The 16,616-nt window shown below is 65.3% G+C and carries 19 protein-coding genes; 10 read left to right on the top strand and 9 right to left on the bottom strand.

Annotation, left to right across the window (positions count from 1 at the left end):
- Positions 1-394: 394 nt before the first annotated feature.
- On the top strand, positions 395-1,636 hold the full coding sequence (locus NKH83_RS00095; protein ID WP_352801475.1) for an MFS transporter: 1,242 nt from the start codon (positions 395-397) through the stop codon (positions 1,634-1,636).
- Here the strand turns inward: NKH83_RS00095 and NKH83_RS00090 are convergent, their stop codons facing one another.
- The 6 genes from NKH83_RS00090 to hemC all read right to left on the bottom strand — a co-directional run bounded on the left by NKH83_RS00090 (position 1,637) and on the right by hemC (position 8,022).
- Positions 1,637-2,353, bottom strand: a complete 717-nt coding sequence (locus NKH83_RS00090) for a glutamine amidotransferase (RefSeq protein ID WP_352801473.1) — start codon at positions 2,351-2,353, stop codon at positions 1,637-1,639. It lies immediately after the preceding gene.
- Between the two features lie 18 nt (positions 2,354-2,371).
- Positions 2,372-2,851, bottom strand: a complete 480-nt coding sequence (locus NKH83_RS00085) for a tellurite resistance TerB family protein (RefSeq protein WP_352801471.1) — start codon at positions 2,849-2,851, stop codon at positions 2,372-2,374.
- A 39-nt stretch (positions 2,852-2,890) separates the two neighbouring features.
- Positions 2,891-4,507, bottom strand: a complete 1,617-nt coding sequence (locus NKH83_RS00080) for a heme biosynthesis protein HemY (RefSeq protein WP_352801470.1) — start codon at positions 4,505-4,507, stop codon at positions 2,891-2,893.
- An 8-nt stretch (positions 4,508-4,515) separates the two neighbouring features.
- Positions 4,516-6,036: a COG4223 family protein gene (locus tag NKH83_RS00075; protein ID WP_352801469.1), complete on the bottom strand. Its 1,521-nt coding sequence runs from the start codon at positions 6,034-6,036 to the stop codon at positions 4,516-4,518.
- Positions 6,037-6,383: 347 nt separating this feature from the next.
- Positions 6,384-7,094 carry a uroporphyrinogen-III synthase gene (locus NKH83_RS00070; RefSeq protein ID WP_352801467.1) on the bottom strand — a complete coding sequence of 237 codons (711 nt, stop codon included), beginning with the start codon at positions 7,092-7,094 and terminating at the stop codon, positions 6,384-6,386.
- Position 7,095: 1 nt separating this feature from the next.
- The gene (hemC, locus tag NKH83_RS00065; protein WP_352479991.1) at positions 7,096-8,022 is read right to left on the bottom strand and encodes a hydroxymethylbilane synthase; all 927 of its coding nucleotides are present in this window, start codon (positions 8,020-8,022) and stop codon (positions 7,096-7,098) included.
- A 104-nt stretch (positions 8,023-8,126) separates the two neighbouring features.
- Between hemC and tsaD the strand changes: the two genes are divergently transcribed.
- The 6 genes from tsaD to NKH83_RS00035 are packed head-to-tail and all read left to right on the top strand — an operon-like array spanning position 8,127 to position 12,120.
- Entirely contained in the window at positions 8,127-9,212 is a 1,086-nt protein-coding gene (gene tsaD / locus NKH83_RS00060; RefSeq protein WP_352801962.1) for a tRNA (adenosine(37)-N6)-threonylcarbamoyltransferase complex transferase subunit TsaD, read from the top strand.
- A complete protein-coding gene (locus NKH83_RS00055; protein ID WP_352801464.1) occupies positions 9,209-10,219 on the top strand; it encodes an NAD(P)H-dependent glycerol-3-phosphate dehydrogenase in 1,011 nt (336 codons plus the stop codon). Before tsaD ends, NKH83_RS00055 begins: the two co-directional genes overlap by 4 nt.
- A 27-nt stretch (positions 10,220-10,246) precedes the next feature.
- On the top strand, positions 10,247-10,543 hold the full coding sequence (locus NKH83_RS00050; RefSeq protein ID WP_292663798.1) for a YciI-like protein: 297 nt from the start codon (positions 10,247-10,249) through the stop codon (positions 10,541-10,543).
- Between the two features lie 30 nt (positions 10,544-10,573).
- Positions 10,574-10,999, top strand: a complete 426-nt coding sequence (locus NKH83_RS00045) for an EVE domain-containing protein (protein WP_352801462.1) — start codon at positions 10,574-10,576, stop codon at positions 10,997-10,999.
- Entirely contained in the window at positions 10,954-11,652 is a 699-nt protein-coding gene (locus tag NKH83_RS00040; protein WP_502895500.1) for a class I SAM-dependent methyltransferase, read from the top strand. Before NKH83_RS00045 ends, NKH83_RS00040 begins: the two co-directional genes overlap by 46 nt.
- A 48-nt stretch (positions 11,653-11,700) precedes the next feature.
- Complete coding sequence (locus NKH83_RS00035; RefSeq protein WP_254817799.1) at positions 11,701-12,120, top strand: DUF1761 domain-containing protein; 420 nt, start codon at positions 11,701-11,703, stop codon at positions 12,118-12,120.
- A 3-nt stretch (positions 12,121-12,123) separates the two neighbouring features.
- Here NKH83_RS00035 and gcvA read toward each other — a convergent pair whose 3' ends face one another.
- Positions 12,124-13,044 carry a transcriptional regulator GcvA gene (gene gcvA / locus NKH83_RS00030; protein ID WP_352801460.1) on the bottom strand — a complete coding sequence of 307 codons (921 nt, stop codon included), beginning with the start codon at positions 13,042-13,044 and terminating at the stop codon, positions 12,124-12,126.
- 162 nt (positions 13,045-13,206) lie between these two features.
- Between gcvA and NKH83_RS00025 the strand changes: the two genes are divergently transcribed.
- Positions 13,207-13,446, top strand: coding sequence for a hypothetical protein (locus NKH83_RS00025; protein WP_352801458.1), 240 nt, complete (start codon positions 13,207-13,209; stop codon positions 13,444-13,446).
- Positions 13,447-13,522: 76 nt separating this feature from the next.
- On the opposite strand, the gene NKH83_RS00020 is transcribed toward NKH83_RS00025, so the two are convergent.
- Entirely contained in the window at positions 13,523-14,059 is a 537-nt protein-coding gene (locus NKH83_RS00020; RefSeq protein WP_352801958.1) for a L,D-transpeptidase family protein, read from the bottom strand.
- 144 nt (positions 14,060-14,203) lie between these two features.
- Between NKH83_RS00020 and NKH83_RS00015 the strand changes: the two genes are divergently transcribed.
- Both NKH83_RS00015 and NKH83_RS00010 read left to right on the top strand, forming a co-directional pair.
- Positions 14,204-14,887, top strand: a complete 684-nt coding sequence (locus NKH83_RS00015) for a response regulator transcription factor (RefSeq protein WP_352801456.1) — start codon at positions 14,204-14,206, stop codon at positions 14,885-14,887.
- A gap of 125 nt (positions 14,888-15,012) precedes the next feature.
- Positions 15,013-15,468, top strand: a complete 456-nt coding sequence (locus NKH83_RS00010; RefSeq protein ID WP_352801454.1) for a Crp/Fnr family transcriptional regulator — start codon at positions 15,013-15,015, stop codon at positions 15,466-15,468.
- A 45-nt stretch (positions 15,469-15,513) separates the two neighbouring features.
- Here the strand turns inward: NKH83_RS00010 and NKH83_RS00005 are convergent, their stop codons facing one another.
- Entirely contained in the window at positions 15,514-16,407 is an 894-nt protein-coding gene (locus NKH83_RS00005) for a sugar phosphate isomerase/epimerase family protein (RefSeq protein WP_352801453.1), read from the bottom strand.
- Positions 16,408-16,616 lie beyond the last annotated feature (209 nt).

Here is a 16,616-nt window from a genome sequence, read left to right as displayed (position 1 = left end):
AGAGGGACAGCGCCCCCCTCTGTCCTGCCGGACATCTCCCCTCTAGTGGGGAGATTGGCTACCTCGCCAGTCGTCTCTTTAAACGCACGAATCGCCTTTGACGCTGGAGATTGGCGAAAGCCGTCGGGACGTCCAATCTCCCCCCTTGAGGGGGAGATGTCCGGCAGGACAGAGGGGGGCGCGAAGGAACTCGACCTGTGCGCCAAATAACCTCTCCACCTCCGCCGAGCGCGTTTGCCATATGCAATTAGCATGGTAGCCCGAAATTCCTTGATCCAGGCCGGATTTTTGCGCGCGCCTCCGGCCGAACTGCGCTAAAGGCTCTCTTGGTCGGATCAGCGCCCATCGTGGAAGTGCCCCGCCGGCCGATATCGCCGCCACGGGGCCTTATTCCATGACCACAGAATCCAAAGTACCATCCGACCAGCGCTATGCCGCCTTTCGCCACCGGCCGTTCCTGAGCTATTGGGCGGCGCGCTTCCTCTCGACATTCTCCACCCAGATCGTGTCGGTGGCCGTCGGCTGGCAGATCTACGATCTGACCCGCGACCCGTTCGACCTCGGCCTTGTCGGCATCGTCCAGTTCCTGCCTTCGCTGCTGCTGGTGCTGGTCACCGGCGACGTTGCCGACCGTTTCGGGCGCCGGCTGATCATGGCGCTGGCGGTGCTGGTCGAGGCGGGCTGCGCCTTGGCCCTCCTGCTGCTGACGCTGCGCGGCCTCTCCGGGCCGATGCCGGTCTTCATCGTGCTCGCCATGTTCGGCATTGCGCGCGCCTTCTTCGGGCCGGCCTCGTCATCGCTGTTCGCCAATCTGGTGCCGCCTGAGGATTTCGCCAACGCCATCGCCTGGAACTCGTCCGCCTGGCAGACGGCAACCATCGTCGGGCCGGTCGCCGGCGGCCTGCTCTACGGGCTTTCGGCCGAAGCTGCCTACACCACAGCGGCCGTGCTGATGCTCATTGCCGCCGTGCTGATCTTCACCATCCCGAAGCCTGCCCAGCGCAGCCGGACCGACAGGCCGACGGTACAGACCCTGTTCGCCGGCTTCGGCTACATCTGGAGCGAAAAGATCGTGCTCGGTGCGATATCGCTCGACCTGTTCGCGGTGCTCCTGTCCGGCGCCTCGGCGCTGCTGCCGGTCTACGCGCGCGATATCCTTGAACTCGGCCCGTGGGGGCTCGGCCTGTTGCGCTCGGCGCCCGGCGTCGGTGCCATCTGCGTCGCCATCTGGCTGGCCGGACACCCGATCCGCAACCATGCCGGCCTTGTCATGCTTGGCTTCGTTGCGCTGTTCGGCGCGTTCACCGTCCTGTTCGGCCTCTCGACCATCACCTGGCTGTCGATCGCTGCTCTCGCCTTGCTCGGCGCCACCGACATGTTCAGCGTCTATATCCGCGAGACGCTGATCCAGCTGTGGACGCCGGACGACGTTCGCGGCCGCGTCAACGCCGTCAACCAGGTGTTTGTCGGCGCCTCGAATGAGCTCGGCGAATTCCGCGCCGGCACCATGGCCGCGCTGATCGGCACGGTTCCGGCCGTGGTGGTCGGCGGTGTCGGGGCGATCGCTGTTGCCGGCCTATGGGCGGTGCTGTTCCCGCAGTTGCGCAAGGTGCGTCATCTCAGGGGGCGAAACTGATTACCGCAGCGCCGGCTTGCCGAAAATCATCGGCAGGAACTCGCCGAGCCAGCGCTTGAGGTGCATGTCCCAGATCAGCCGGCCGCCGAGATGGTCGCGGCCGGGCTGCGCGCCGGGCAATTCGAAGCGGTGCGCGCCGCGCACCACCCAGCGCTGCATCATTGCCCGGGTCAATTCGCCATGGAACTGGATGCCCCAGGCATTGTCGCCATAGCGGAAGGCCTGGTTGGGATAGGTTTCGGCCGTCGCCAAAAGCGTCGCGTCCTTCGGCAGCGAAAAGCCCTCGCGATGGAATTGATAGACCATCTCCGGCCAATGCATCAGCCTGCTGCCCGCTTCGGTCGCCTTAAGCGGATACCAGCCGATTTCGACGAGGCCCTCGCCGTGGCCCTCGACCCTGCCGCCAAGATGCTTGACCAGCATTTGCGCGCCGAGGCAGATGCCAAGCAGCGGCCGGTTCTCGTTGAGCGGAATTTTAAGCCAGTCGGTCTCGCGGCGGACGAACTCGTCGCCGTCATTGGCGCTCATCGGGCCGCCAAACACCACGGCGCCGGCATGGCCATCCAGCGTCTGCGGCAAGGCCTCGCCGAGCGGCGGTCGGCGGATGTCGAGGTCGAAGCCTTCCTCGATAAGTATATGGCCGACCCGTCCGGGGCTCGAATGCTCCTGATGCAGCACGATCAGGATCTTTGGTCTCGGACTTGGCTTGGGCGGCATTGGAAGGCTGGACCCTGTCTATTCGTCGCTTGACGTTCCGGCAGCACCAGGAGCCGCGGCGGCCGCCTTGAGGCGCGCCTCGACACGGTCGCGACGTTCGACGCCGATCAGCTCGGCGACCCGCCAGACGGTATTGTCCTCGAGTTCGTGCAGCTCGCCATCGGCATAGACGATCTCCCACATCAGGCCGATGAAGGCCTTTCGCGCCTCGGCGTCGAGATGGCGCTTGAGCACGCTGGTGAAGGCGTAGAGGTCGATCGCCTCGTTGTCGGCCCGCTCGCCGGCAGCCGCCAACGCGTCGAGTTCGTCGCCGCTGATCGAGTAGCTTTCCGCCAGCACCTTCTTGAACCGCTCCCATTCGGTATCCTGGCGCACCCCGTCGGCGTTCATCACGTGGAAAAGCAGGGCGGACGCGGCAACGCGCGGATCGTCGGCGCTGGGGGTGGCGCCACCACCGGACGGCAGATCCCTTAGAAACGACAAAACGCGTTCGAACATTAAATCATTCCCAATAAGTCCGGGTCCACTCGACCCTTATCAGAACAAACGAAACCGGCGCGTCGATTTGTCCGCCGCGTCGTCGGGATCGACGCCGGGATCGTCGGGCAGCCGCGTCAGCTCCTGCGCCGGCTCGACGGCCTCGGCATCTTCCGGCACTTGGGCAAACGCCGCCGCGGTGATTGGTGTAACATGATCCTCGGCGGCACGGTTTTCGGTCCTCACTTCGGTCGCTGTGCCCGGTGTCTCGGCAGCAACGGCTGTGTGCTCGATCGCCTCGGCTGTTTCCTGTACCGGTTTGGCTGGAGCCGCGATGGCCGGCATCGGTCCTTCCGGAGTCTCTTCATGGCTGTCGATCAACTGGCCGAGCCGCTCCATCGGCGCCCGCCATTCGAAGGCGTCGAGCCTGCCGGTGATCGGCGATACCGGAGCCCAGCGTTCGGAGACGACGCCGTCGGCGACCCAGGCCGGGTCGCGCGGCGCTCTCACCGCTTTCGACAGCAACTGCCGCACCTTGCCCTGGTCACCGCTCTCGGCCTCCTCGATGTCGGCCAGCAGCAGATAGGCGCCTTCGCGGCGATCCATGCGGATGGCGGCTTCCGCCTCGCGGCGGGCGGTTGCAAAATCCTGCGCATCGAGCGCGGCGCGCGCCACGGCCAGCGAGGACTCGGCATGATTCTTCTTCAGCTCCTGCAGCTTCTTTGCCCGGTTCAGCCGGTCGAGCACGGCATCGCCCGGCCTGGCATGGACATAGAGCTCCGCGATCTCCGGGTGCGGCTCGGCCTTCCACGCCGCCTCGAGGATTTTCGAGCCTTTGCGCACGTCGTTCTGCCGAAACAGCAATTTCGCCGCGACGACCGCCGCCGGTGCGAAATCCGGCCGCAGCCGGTTGGCTTCGAGCGCCGCCGCCCTTGCAGCATTGGCATCGCTGTCGATCAGCGCCTGCGCCTTGGCAGTCAGCAGCACGGCGCGACGCCGGTTGGCCGCATCGCGCTCGATCTGCCGGGTCGACTTCTGGTCATCGACCAGTTTCAGCGCGCCATCCCAGTCGCCACGCCCGGTCAGGTCTTCCAGCGTCGATTCGGCCGCCCAGGCCAGTTGCGGCGCGACCGCCGCGGCCCGGCCGGCATAGTGGCGGGCTGCGTTGCGGTCGCCGAGCCGCTCGGCCTCGAGATAAAGCCCGCGCAGGCCGAGCAGCCGCATTTCGGGATCGTCGAGCATGGTCTCGAATTTTTCACGGGCGCCTTCATGGTCGCCTTCAAGGAGCGAGGCCTGCGCGTCGAGCAGCTGGATCAGCGGCTCCTGGTCGGAGCGGATCAGCTTTGCCGCTTCCTTGGTCTTCTTGCGGGCGAGCGCGCCGTCACCGGCGCCGGCGGCGATCATCCCGGTCGACAGCGCCTGATAGCCGCGGTCGCGGCGACGCACGCGGAAATAGCGCGAGATCGTATAGGGACTGTTCCACAGCGCCTTGACCAGCCACCAGACGATCATCACCGCGGCAACCACGGCCACGACCGCCACCGCCGCGACCATCAGGCTGACCTGGTATTGATAGCCGTTGAAGGTGACGAGCATTTCACCCGGCCGGTCGGCCAGCCAGGCGAAGCCGAGCCCGAGCGCAAAGACGACGGCAAGGAAGGCGAGGATGCGGATCATTGGGTTCCTCACGCCTTCATCGCGCCGGCGATGAGCGAATCGATCTGTGTCTCGACCTCCATCCGCGCTTTCAGTTTCCCGGCAAAGTCGGCGCCGGCGGCCTTGGCCGCCTCGGGCAGGGCTTCGTATTCACTGAGCGCCTTGGCGTAGTCGCCCTGATTGACCGCGACCTCCATGCGGGCAACGGTTTCCGGGACGCCGGTGCCTTCGACGGCGCCGATCGGCCTGACCTTGACCAGCGATTCGGCGCTCGACAGCAGCTTTTGCAGGATGCCGGCATTCTGGTCGACAGGCGTCGCGGCAGCGACCATGGCGTTGGCGGCGGCGTCCGCTTCGGCGGCAATCTCGGCCCGCGTCGGCACCCCCTTTTCGGCATAGGCGCGCAGCGTCGCGATCTCGGGCGCATCCGGTGAGATCGCGGCAAAGGTTTCGAGTTCGGCTGCGAACGGCGCACCTCGGTCGAGCGCTGCCTTGAGCGCCGAGGCGGCAATGGCCAGCGCGATCTTCGGCTGCGAAGCCTGTGCATCGACCTTGCCCGAGAGCTGGGAAACCGACTGTTCCAGGGCCGCAAGCCGGCCTTCCTGCGCCTTTGCCGTTTCGCCGGCTGACTTCACCAAGGCGTCGAGCGCGGCCAGCCTTTCGTTGAGCGGGCCGAGATCGACCGGCGCCGTGCCGCCGGCCTTGCCGAGGGCCGCGACCGCCTGCTCGATCTGCCGGACCTTGTCGCCAAGTGCCGCCAGCCCGGCATTGTCGCCGGCGCCGCCTTGTTCGACCGTCGACTTCAACGCTGCGACGTCCGCCCTGACCTGGTCCAACGCCGACGACAGCCCGTCCACCTTGGCCGAGGCGTCATTATTGGCGTCGGCCTGTCTGAGGTCCGCGACCTCGCGTTTCAGCGAAACGATCTCGCCATTGACCGCGTCGAGCGACACGCCGCCCGACCCCGGCGCACCGAGCAGGCCGGCAAATTGCAGCCCGCCGGCTGCGGCGAGCGCGATGACGCCGCCGACAATGCCGGCGGCGATGCCGCTGATGCCGCTTCGCTTCGGCTGCGCTGCCATATGGTCGTCCCTCGTCTCAGCTGTCTTCTCGCCGGAGCCTGGGATCCCCGGTTCGTTGGCCCCGGTTGGGCTGGATGCATCTTCGAAACTGTAGTCGGAAGCCGTGGAGCGCCCGGCCGGCGCATCCGAACCGGCGGGATAAGAGGTTTCCGTTTCCCGGGTAGGATCGGCGCCGGCATCCGCCGGCTCTTGCGTGCCGGCCGGCGCGGCTGCGTCGGCATGTTCCCATGGCTCGAGATCGGTCTGGTCGGCATGCACCGGCTCTTCAGGCGGCTCGGGCTGCGAGGCGTTCGCCGCTTCCTCGGCTTTCGCCTCGTCGGTTTGCGCCCCCGCTGACTCTGCATTGTCTGGCTGCTGTTTGCCGGCTTCCTGTTCGGCGGCGACTCGCGAGACGGCGCCGGGCTCGAGCTCGATGGTCACCGGCTCACGGCGGCTCTTGGAATGCCGCATCTTCGGCGTCTTGACCATGCTCGGGCTCCGCAAAATTCGCTTCGGATGGTTTGAAGGGTCTAGCACATCACCAAGCGGTGAAAAGGGGCGGCGTGATGACGCCACGGCTTTGGAATTCAGTTTTGGCAAAACGCCGCAGCGATTTTGGGACACGGCATGCGGGACCAGAAACGAAAAACCCGCCTCGACGGCGGGTCGTTGGCGCGAATCAGCACCTAAGTGATTTTCTAGCATAGCTGCCGGCACAAAGCAAGAACAAAATGTGCCCGAGCGCAATCGCCTCAGCTTGGTGCTGCCCGCGAAGCTGCGGAATAGTGAGGATGCCAGCAGGAGGTATGCCAACGTCCGGAACAGGCGGATGCCGGTCAGCGCGACGCCTGCAAAAGCCCCAGCAAGGCATCCTCGCTGGGCTCAGGCGCAATCCGGATCCCGGCGACATCGCCCAAGGCCCCGGCAATGCGCCCCGACAAAGCGAAAAAGCGCGTGTCCTGAAAAAGGCCACGCAGCGCCGGCCGGCTAGCCAGGGCCTGCATCGCCGTGGCCGCCTTGGCCGAATAGAGCAGCACCGCCTCGACCGGCCGGGCGGACAGGCGCGCAAGAACGGCCTCGTCGGAATAATCCAGCGCAAAAGTGTCGTAGGTCTCGACGGCGCGGACATGAACGCCCGACGCAAACAGCCGCTCCTCGAAGTCCGGAAAGCGCACCCGCCCGCAGAGATAGACGATGGTCTGCCCAGCGTAACCGCCAGCGAGCGCATCGGCCAGCGCCTTGGCATTGCCCGGGCCTTCGCCGACAGACAGAAACCCGGCCCTGCGGGCGGCTTCCGCCGTCTTCTTGCCGACAGCCTGGCACGGCAAGCGCGCGAGCGCGGTAATGACCTCTTTCGGCGCATGGCGAACCGCATTGGCGCTGGTGACCGCGACCGCCGCGGCGGCGTCAGCCAGCGCGCCTGCTTCGACCGGCAGCGCCGCCGTTTCGGTCAGCGGCAGCAGGATCGGCTGAAAGCCGGCATCCGCGAGCCGGCGCGCCGTGCGCGAGGCGCCCGGTTCGGGCCTCGTCACCAGGACGCGGAGCATGTCAGGTCCAGCCGTCGAAGAATGTTTCGCCGGCCTTGGCGCGAACGATCGCGGCGGCTTCCGCGCCGATGCCGGCAGCCTGTTGCGCCGGCCCTTCCAGCCTGACCTCATGCGACTGCGTGCCATCGGGCGAGATGATCAGCCCGGCAAAGGAAACCGTTCCGCCCGATATCGTCGCATGGCCGGCGATCGGTGTGCGGCAGGAGCCGTCGAGCGCCGCCAGGAAGGCGCGCTCGCAGGCCAGCGCCTCACCGGTCGGCCGGTCGTGGATCGCTGCCAGCATCTGTTCCACGTCGCGGTCGCCGATGCGGCTTTCGATGCAGATCGCGCCTTGCCCCGGCGCCGGCGGAAAGACCTCGAGCGGCATCAGGTCGGTGACGACGTCCTCGAGCCCGAGCCGCTTCAGCCCGGCATAGGCGAGGATGGTGCCGTCGGCGATGCCGTCGTCGAGCTTGCGCAGCCGCGTCTGCACATTGCCGCGAAACATCACCACTTCGACGTCCGGCCGCATCCGCCGGATCAGCGCCTGGCGCCGCAGCGACGACGAACCGACCTTGGCGCCTTGCGGCAGGCCGGCAATCGTTCGCGCCGCCTTGCCGATGAAGGCGTCGCGCGCGTCCTCGCGCGGCAGGTAGGCAGACAGTTCCAGCCCCTCGGGCAACAGCGTCGGCATGTCCTTCGACGAATGCACGGCGATGTCGATGCGGCGCGCCAGCAGCGCCTCCTCGATCTCCTTGGTGAACAGGCCCTTGCCGCCGGCTTCCGACAGCGGCCGGTCCTGGATGCGGTCACCGCTGGTCGAGATGACGACCACCTCGAACGCCTCGACCGGCATGCCGTGCGCGGCCATCAGCCGCGCCTGCGTTTCATGCGCCTGCGCCAGTGCCAGCGGGCTGCCGCGTGTTCCGATTTTCAAGGTTGTTTGCATGACGCGCCGTCCGTGATAACCCCCGGCAGATCGAGGCAGTTTTCCGGGTTTTCTCCTATCGGGGAAAGGCCGATTGCACAATCATCGAGGACAGCGACGAATTGATCCGCGTTCTGGGCATCGAGACGAGTTGCGACGAGACCGCCGCCAGCGTGGTGGCGCTGGACGGTCGCAGCACGCCGCAAATCCTGTCGAACATCGTGCTCAGCCAGATCGAGGAGCATGCTGCCTTCGGCGGCGTCGTGCCGGAGATTGCCGCGCGCGCCCATGTCGAGGCGCTCGACGGCATCATCGAGGCAGCGCTGGCCGATTCCGGCGTCGACCTCGCCGACATCGATGCGATTGCCGCCACCGCCGGTCCCGGTCTTGTTGGCGGGCTGATCGTCGGCCTGATGACGGCAAAAGCAATCGCCGCGGCAGCCAAAAAACCGCTGATCGCCATCAACCATCTCGAAGGCCACGCGCTGACGGCCAGATTGACCGATGCGCTCGACTTTCCCTACCTCTTGCTGCTGGTCTCCGGCGGCCATACCCAGATCGTCGCCGTGCGCGGCGTCGGCGACTACCAGCGCTGGGCGACGACCATCGATGACGCGCTTGGCGAGGCCTTCGACAAGACGGCCAAGATGCTCGGCCTGCCCTATCCGGGCGGACCGAATGTCGAGAAGGCGGCGGCAAATGGCGATGCGGCGCGTTTTGCGTTTCCGCGCCCGATGAAGGGCTCGGCACAGCCAGATTTTTCCTTCTCCGGTCTCAAGACCGCGGTACGCCAGGCGGCAACGGCGATTGCCCCGCTGAGCGACCAGGACGTCGCCGATATCTGCGCCTCCTTCCAGGCGGCGGTCGCGGATGCGCTGGGCGACCGTGTTGCGCGGGCGCTGATCAGGTTCCGTCAGCAATTCCCGGACAAGGCCGAGCCTGCGCTGGTTGTTGCCGGCGGCGTCGCCGCCAATCGGACGATCAAGGCGACATTGCAGGGCCTGTGCAAGCAGGCCGGGTTCAGCTTCGTCGCGCCGCCGCTTAACCTCTGCACCGATAATGCGGCGATGATCGCCTGGGCCGGCATCGAGCGCCTGCGCGCCGGGATATCAGGCGAAAACGCCGCCGATTTCGTGCCGCGCTCGCGGTGGCCGCTGGACAGCATCTCCGCTCCGATGGTCGGCTCGGGCCGGCGTGGGGCCAAGGCATGACCGCCAGCGAGCACAAGGCGCCAAGCGGTTGGCGCGTCGCCGTGCTCGGCGGCGGCGCCTGGGGCACGGCGCTGGCGCTGGCCATGCTGCGCGCCGGTCATTTCGTCCGCCTCTATGCGCGCGACCCGGAGACCGTCGCGGCGATCGAGCGTGGCGAAAATCCGCGCTATCTGCCGGGCATCGCGCTCCAGGCCGGCATCGTGGCGACGAGCGACATCGTGGCCGCGCTCGACGGCGTCGACTGCGTTCTGGCGGTGGCGCCGGCACAGTCGTTACGGGTTATGCTGACGGCCGCGTCCAGCCATATGCCGAAAGGCGTCCCGCTGGTCCTCTGCGCCAAGGGCATCGAGCGCGACACCGGCGCGCTGCTGTCGTCCATTGCCGAGGGTATCCTGCCGGCAAATCCGGTCGCCGCTTTGTCGGGCCCAAGCTTTGCCACCGACGTCGCCAGGGGCCTGCCAACTGCCGTCGTGGTCGCCGCCCGCGACGAGGCTCTGGCCACCGACCTCGCCGCCCGCTTTTCGGCGGAAAACCTGCGCTGTTATTCGAGCGACGACCTGATCGGCGTCGAGATCGGCGGCGCGCTGAAGAACGTCTTTGCCATTGCCGCGGGTGCCGTCACCGGCGCCGGGCTCGGTGCCAGCGCCCAGGCGGCGATGGTGACGCGCGGTTTCGTCGAATTGCGCCGCATCGGCGCCGCCTTTGGCGCCAAGGCCGAGACGCTGATGGGACTTTCCGGCCTCGGCGACCTGCTGCTTACCTGCTCGTCCGCGCAGTCGCGCAATTTCGCTTATGGGCTGGCGCTGGGGCAAGGCAAGCCGCTTGCCGGCTTGCCTTTGGCGGAAGGCGTGCCGACGGCGGCAATCGCCGCCCGCATCGCCGGCGAGCGCCGGATCGACGCGCCGATCATCGCCGCCGTCGCCGCCATACTGGACGGCACCATAACCATAGACCAGGCTGTATCGGCATTGATGACACGGCCGCTCAAGACCGAAACCGACATGTAATTCCCAATGATTGCGGAGATGGAAAAGATGCTGTTTGCGCTGATTTGCAAGGACAAGCCAGGAAGCCTGCAGGTGCGGCTCGATACGCGGCCCAAGCACCTTGCCTTCCTGGAAGGGCTAAACGGCGACAAGAAATTGGCCTTCGCCGGCCCGTTCCTCGACGCCGACGGCAAGCCGAACGGCACTCTCGCCGTCGTCGAGGCGCCAGATCTGGCTGCGGCAAAAGCCCTGTCGGCGGCCGATCCCTATACCAAGGCAGGGCTGTTCGAAAGCGTCGAAATCCGGCAGTGGAACTGGAGCTTCAACAAGCCGGCGGATATCTGATCGCGGCGGCACCTGAGGAGGAGCAACACAATGAACTACTGGCTGTTCAAATCCGAACCTTCGGTCTTCTCCTTCGAGGACCTCAAGGCCAAGGGCAAGGCCGGCACGCAATGGGACGGCGTGCGCAATTATGCGGCGCGCAACAACATGAAGGCGATGCAGATCGGCGATCTCGGCTTCTTCTACCATTCCAATGACGGGCTCGACATCGTCGGCATCGCCGAAGTCTGCGCTCTGGCCCATCAGGACAGCACCACCGACGACCCCCGCTGGGAGTGCGTCGATATCCGCGCCTTCAAGGACATGCCGAAGCCGGTGACGCTGGAGCAGGCCAAGGCCAATCCAAAGCTGGCCGACATGGCGCTGGTGCGGCTCGGGCGGCTGTCCGTGCAGCCGGTGACGCCGGCCGAATGGCAAGAGGTTTGCCGCATGGGCGGCCTGACGCCGGCGCCATGACGGCGCTGACGCCGGACAGCGCCAGGAAATTCATCCTCGACAACACGGCGCTGATGGCGCCGCCGCATGTGCCGGAGGTCCGCCTGCACCTGGCCGACGAGGCACATGAATTATGGCAGCGGACCGAGGACGAGCTGACCGAAATCGGCCTGCCGCCACCCTTCTGGGCTTTCGCCTGGGCCGGCGGCCAAGGCCTTGCCCGCTACATCCTCGACAATCCGGCGGCGGTGCGCGGCAGGCGCGTGCTCGACTTCGCCTCAGGCTCCGGCCTTGTCGCTATTGCAGCAGTGAAGGCCGGCGCTGCCGAGGTGATCGCCGCCGATATCGACCCGTTCTGCGCGACCGCGATCCGCCTCAATGCCGAGGCCAATGGGACCGAGATAGAATTCCTCGCCGGCGATCCCATCGGCAGCGATGCCGAGTGGGACGTCGTGCTGGCCGGCGATGTCTTCTACGACAAGTCCTTTGCCGACGGGCTGATGCCGTGGTTCGCCCGGCTGAGGGCGCGCGGCGCCGACATTCTCGTCGGCGATCCCGGCCGCTCCTATCTGCCGAAAACCGGGCTGGAGCCGCTTGCCGTCTACGAAGTGGCGGTGACCCGCGCGCTGGAAGACGCCGAGGTCAAGCGCACCACCGTCTGGCGTCTTGCTTGACGGCATCGCCGAACAGGCGTTCCATCGCGCAACCGACCGGAGGGAACCATGGATTTTTCAGCAATCAATTGGCTGGCGGTAATCGTCGCCGCCGTCGTGGCGTGGTTGTTCGGCGCCGCCTGGTACATGGGTTTGAGCAAGCCGTGGCTGAAGGCCGCCAAGCTTGATCCGGCGACGATGAGCAAATCGATGCTGCCCTTCGTCGTCTCCTTCGTCGCGGAGATCGTGATGGCGCTGGTCATGTCGCTGATCATCGGCGCTGTGACCGGCGGCGAACCGAGCCTGCTTGCCGGGGTGATCTTCGGCTTCGTTCTCTGGCTGGGGTTCGTCGCCACGACGCTTTCGGTCAACCATCGCTACGAAGGTTTCGGCTGGGATCTGACGCTCATCGATGTTGGTCACTGGCTCGGCGTGCTGCTTCTCATCGGCGCGGTGATCGGCTGGTTCGGCGCGGCGGCGACCGGCTGACCGTCAGGTCGGCGTCTTGGCGACTTCCTCGAGGAGCCAATCGCGAAAGGCGACGATGCGCGGATCATTCGCCGCAGTTTCGGGATAGACCAGGAAATAGGCGAATTCGGGCGCGACCTTGATGCCGAGTTCGAACGGCCGGATCAGCCGGCCTTCCGAAAGGTCGTTTGCCACCATGGCGAAATCGGCGAGCGCAACCGCATTGCCGTCGAGCGCGGCCTGGACGGCATCGGTCGAATTGCCGAACACGATGGTCCGGCTGTCGTCGAAATCGTCGACGCCCGCCGCCGCCATCCACATGCTCCAGTTCGGCCAGGTGACGCCCTGGCGCGACCACTCGATATGCGCCAGCGTATGATGAAACAGGTCGCGCGGCTCCTTGAGGGGCGGCCCGGCCAGCAACAGGGCCGGGCTGCAGACCGGAATGATAACGTTTTCGAACAGCCGGTGCGAGCGAAGCCCCGGATATTTGCCGGTGCCGAAACGGATGCCGAGATCGACGTCGTCGCGATCGAAGTCGCGCACCTCGTAGCTGATGTCGAAACGCAGCTCGATCGCCGGATGCTGCTTGCGAAAATCGTCGACGCGCCGCATCAGCCACTTCGTCGCGAATTGCGCATCGAGGGTGACCTTCAGCAGCGTCGATCCGCGTGCCGTCTTCTGCGCCCGTGAGACGGCCCGGCCAAGCAGGTCGAGCGCATCGGTCGAAGCTTCGAACAGCACCGCACCCGCCTCGGTCAGCCGGATCGTGCGGCTGGTGCGTGTGAACAGCACGATGCCGAGCTGATCCTCGATTTCCTTGATCTGATGGCTGACCGCTGCCGGCGTCAGGCCGAGCTCGTCGGCGGCGCGGGTGAAATTGAGATGCCGGGCCGCTGCCTCCAGCGTCCGCAGCGCACGGGTTCCAGGCAGCAGGCGCGCCATCAGTGCCAGACGAGGAGAGTTCGGCCGAGCATTCCAATTCTCAAACAAAACTTGAAGATGCAGAAAAAACTACTCGTTTCCCGTTTTGATTTCAATCGGTCATGATCTGGTCATCGAAGAAACATCAAACCGGATTTGATGTCCGGAGAAGCGGATTGCACCATGTCTGACATCGCCTTGCGCTCTGTAATCCTCCGCGCGACCTGGCTACGCGCCATGCTTGACTGGTTTCGCTACGCAAAAATCGCGGTCAATCTTCCCTACGAGAATGTCGAGGATCTCTCCGATCGCCAGCTGCGCGACATCGGCGGCGAACGCAAGGACATCGCACGCGCCATGGACCGCGAACTCGGCCGGCTCGGCCTTCTCGACACGGGTTGGCAGCTGCCGAGGAAGCGCTAGGACGGTGTAGTGAGTAGTGAAGCTAAGCGGCGGGTCCGCGAATATCCTTCCCGACCAATTCGCTCACTATTCTCCCCTACCTTACCACCCTTATCACCGTCCGTTCCGACAGCAGCGGCAGCAGCCGCGCCATGGTGCGAGCCGTTACCGCGACGCAGCCTTGCGTCGGCGTAAAGCCGGGGCGCGCCAGGTGGAAGAAGATGGCGCTGCCGCGCCCGCGCCGGCGCGGCACAATGTTCCAGTCCAGCACCAGGCAGGCGTCATAGAGATCGTCGGTGCGCAGCATCCGCTCATGGCTGGCGCCATAGGGGATTTTGACCGGGCGGTTGTAGTTGCGGTCCCCAGGCACTTCGCACCAGCCGAGGTCGCGGCCAATCGGCGTCATCGCGAGCCGCGTCCGGCGGCCGCCGGCAAAACGGTCGCCGCGAAAATATCCCGACAATATCCGCATCGAGGCAAGCGGCGTGGCGCCGTCGCCCTCGCGCTTGGCCGCCGAGATGCCGCCATGCCCCAGCGCACATGGAAACACCAGTTTGCCGGCCTGCAGAAAGCCTTGGCTGGCATGGCCTGGGCGCGCGCGCACGGTGAGCACGGCGAGCCCTTTCGGCAAAATTGCGCCGACTGCATTGCGATCGTGTTTTTTCTTGTATGATCGTGCCACGGAACAAATCACTGTGAACGGCTGTTGTGCCGGTCAGCTTCCGCATAAACAGGCTGCGGTCAACTGAAATCTCTTTTCAAAACAACGGATTGATCCATGACTTCACGCACCATTCTGATCGTCGACGACGATGACGACCTGCGCGGCACCCTTGTCGAGCAATTGTCGCTTTATGAGGAATTCGATGTCCTGCAGGAAGCGACCGCCGCCAAAGGCGTCTCCACCGCGCGCGGCGGGCTCATCGACCTGCTCATCATGGATGTCGGCCTGCCCGACATGGATGGCCGCGAGGCGGTAAAGATATTGCGCAAGGGCGGCTACAAGGCGCCGATCATCATGCTGACCGGCCACGATACCGATTCCGACACCATCCTTGGCCTCGAGGCCGGCGCCAACGACTATGTGACGAAGCCGTTCCGCTTTGCCGTGCTGCTGGCCCGCATCCGCGCCCAGCTGCGCCAGCACGAGCAGAGCGAGGACGCCACTTTCTCGGTCGGCCCCTACACGTTCAAGCCCAGCCAGAAGCTTCTGATCGACCCGCGCGGCGCCAAGGTGCGGCTGACCGAAAAGGAAGCCTCGATCATCAAATATCTCTACCGCGCCGACCAGAAGGTGGTGACCCGCGACGTGCTGCTGGAGGAAGTCTGGGGCTACAATTCCGGCGTCACCACTCACACCCTGGAAACGCATGTCTACCGGCTGCGCCAGAAGATCGAGCGCGATCCTTCCAACGCGGAAATTCTCGTGACAGAAAGCGGCGGCTACAAGCTGGTTCCTTAAACATTTCATTATTCAAATAAGCGATCCGGGCGGGGCGCTTTTCGGGTACGGTCCTGAGGCTGGAGGTGGTTGTGGATCGGCCTCGTAGGGGAGGAGTCGGACTGACGGTTCGGGGACATAGCTAGATGGCGCTGGATGACGACATCCGCATCCTGTCCACCGTGAGGCTCTTCGAGGGCTTTACGCAGGAACAACTGCGTCTGCTCGCCTTCGGCGCCGAAACCACCAGGTTGCAAGCCGACCACAAGCTTTACCGCGAGGACGACGAGGCTGATTGCGCCTATATCGTGATCAGCGGCCGCATCGTCCTCTACCGCGAGCACGACGGCGAGCGCATCCCGATCGGCACCGCCGGCCCCGGCACCATGCTCAGCGAACTGGCGCTGATCGCCGATACCAACCGGCTGACCAGCGCCTCTGCCGAAATCGATTCGGAAGTACTGCGGCTCAGCCGCAAGATGTTCCGCCGCATCCTCGAGGAATACCCGGAGCTGGCGGTTCACCTGCACCGGCGCATCTCGGAGGATTTCCAGGCGATGATCCGCCGCATCGAGGAACTTGGGCCGCGTTTTGCCGGCTAATACAGCGCCTCTGGTCTAACCAGATCGATTTCGGACTGCGAGTTCTCAAGGCCGGTGCGTTGCGGAAACAAGCTCGGCCTTGCGCCGCGCCGTCTCCAGTCCGAGCGCAATGAAGCGGCGCGCATGTTTGGCCAGCTCCATATTGTCGGTCCACAGATTGCGCCAGATGGCGGTTTTCCGCGACAGGTTCTCATCGACGATTTCCGACGAGAAGGATTCGAAGCTGAGATCGTCGCTGTAGCCGATGGCGGTCAGCGCGTCGAATATCGCGGTAAAATCGATATTGCCGGTGCCGAGGAAGCCGCGATGGCTCTCACCGATATGGACATAGCCGATCTTCCTTGCGGCGTTGCGAATGGCCAAGCCGACATCGGCCTCCTCGATGTTCATATGGAAGCTGTCGAGATGCAGGAAGATGTTGTCGGAGCCGCTGTCCGCGATGAAGGCCATGCCTTGCGCGGCGGTGTTGAGCAGGTTGCTTTCGAAGCGGTTGACGATCTCGAGGTTGAGGCTGACGCCTGCTGATCTTGCTGTCTCGGCCACCTCGGCAAGCGTGCCGGCGCTGCGGTTCCAGTGGTCGCGCGTCGGCGCCTCGCTCTGCAATCCATGGCTGGTGCTGAGGATGCCGGCAACCTTCTGGCCGCCAAGATCGCGGGTCAGCGCGATCGTACGTCTCAGGATTTCGACTCCGCGCGCGGCAATCGTTTTGTCGGTGCTCGAAATATCGCCGTCGGCCGGCAGTCCGATGCTGATCGCGACGCCGAGGCCGAGATCGCCGATCCGCTTGGCCAGGCCGTCGATGTCGACATTGGCGGGGTCGAGATAAGAGAATTCGATCAGGTCGAAGCCGGCCTCCCTGGTGTTGGCCAGCGTCCGCTCGAGGTCGCTCTGCGCCGAGCTCGCCGACCAGACGAATGAGTGGATTCCGATGCGCGACATGATTGTCTCCGGTCATTCCAGGAGTAGCGGACCCAAGTCCAAATCGGCTTTTGGCAATCCATTGCTCCGATAAAAAGGTGGGGGCCGGGGTACCCGCCCGCCCCGCGGTGGGGGGGTTTTGGGGGGGCGGGCGCGGCCCGGTGATTAGTAAAAATGTAGTGCGGGGTGAACATGGGGTGGGGCCGGTACGTCGGGGCGGGGCGGGGCTT

The sequence above is a fragment of the Mesorhizobium sp. M0909 genome (assembly GCF_040319515.1).
Classification (GTDB): domain Bacteria; phylum Pseudomonadota; class Alphaproteobacteria; order Rhizobiales; family Rhizobiaceae; genus Mesorhizobium.
This window is presented reverse-complemented; position numbering and strand designations above follow the sequence as displayed.

What these genes read in the sequence shown, in the direction of transcription:
- NKH83_RS00095 (WP_352801475.1), top strand. Translation starts at nt 395, where the DNA reads ATGACCACAGAATCCAAAGTACCATCCGACCAGCGCTATGCCGCCTTT.
- NKH83_RS00090 (WP_352801473.1), bottom strand. Translation starts at nt 2,353, where the DNA reads ATGCCGCCCAAGCCAAGTCCGAGACCAAAGATCCTGATCGTGCTGCAT.
- NKH83_RS00085 (WP_352801471.1), bottom strand. Translation starts at nt 2,851, where the DNA reads ATGTTCGAACGCGTTTTGTCGTTTCTAAGGGATCTGCCGTCCGGTGGT.
- NKH83_RS00080 (WP_352801470.1), bottom strand. Translation starts at nt 4,507, where the DNA reads ATGATCCGCATCCTCGCCTTCCTTGCCGTCGTCTTTGCGCTCGGGCTC.
- NKH83_RS00075 (WP_352801469.1), bottom strand. Translation starts at nt 6,036, where the DNA reads ATGGTCAAGACGCCGAAGATGCGGCATTCCAAGAGCCGCCGTGAGCCG.
- NKH83_RS00070 (WP_352801467.1), bottom strand. Translation starts at nt 7,094, where the DNA reads ATGCTCCGCGTCCTGGTGACGAGGCCCGAACCGGGCGCCTCGCGCACG.
- hemC (WP_352479991.1), bottom strand. Translation starts at nt 8,022, where the DNA reads ATGCAAACAACCTTGAAAATCGGAACACGCGGCAGCCCGCTGGCACTG.
- NKH83_RS00055 (WP_352801464.1), top strand. Translation starts at nt 9,209, where the DNA reads ATGACCGCCAGCGAGCACAAGGCGCCAAGCGGTTGGCGCGTCGCCGTG.
- NKH83_RS00050 (WP_292663798.1), top strand. Translation starts at nt 10,247, where the DNA reads ATGCTGTTTGCGCTGATTTGCAAGGACAAGCCAGGAAGCCTGCAGGTG.
- NKH83_RS00045 (WP_352801462.1), top strand. Translation starts at nt 10,574, where the DNA reads ATGAACTACTGGCTGTTCAAATCCGAACCTTCGGTCTTCTCCTTCGAG.
- NKH83_RS00040 (WP_502895500.1), top strand. Translation starts at nt 10,954, where the DNA reads ATGGCAAGAGGTTTGCCGCATGGGCGGCCTGACGCCGGCGCCATGACG.
- NKH83_RS00035 (WP_254817799.1), top strand. Translation starts at nt 11,701, where the DNA reads ATGGATTTTTCAGCAATCAATTGGCTGGCGGTAATCGTCGCCGCCGTC.
- gcvA (WP_352801460.1), bottom strand. Translation starts at nt 13,044, where the DNA reads ATGGCGCGCCTGCTGCCTGGAACCCGTGCGCTGCGGACGCTGGAGGCA.
- NKH83_RS00025 (WP_352801458.1), top strand. Translation starts at nt 13,207, where the DNA reads ATGTCTGACATCGCCTTGCGCTCTGTAATCCTCCGCGCGACCTGGCTA.
- NKH83_RS00015 (WP_352801456.1), top strand. Translation starts at nt 14,204, where the DNA reads ATGACTTCACGCACCATTCTGATCGTCGACGACGATGACGACCTGCGC.
- NKH83_RS00010 (WP_352801454.1), top strand. Translation starts at nt 15,013, where the DNA reads ATGGCGCTGGATGACGACATCCGCATCCTGTCCACCGTGAGGCTCTTC.
- NKH83_RS00005 (WP_352801453.1), bottom strand. Translation starts at nt 16,407, where the DNA reads ATGTCGCGCATCGGAATCCACTCATTCGTCTGGTCGGCGAGCTCGGCG.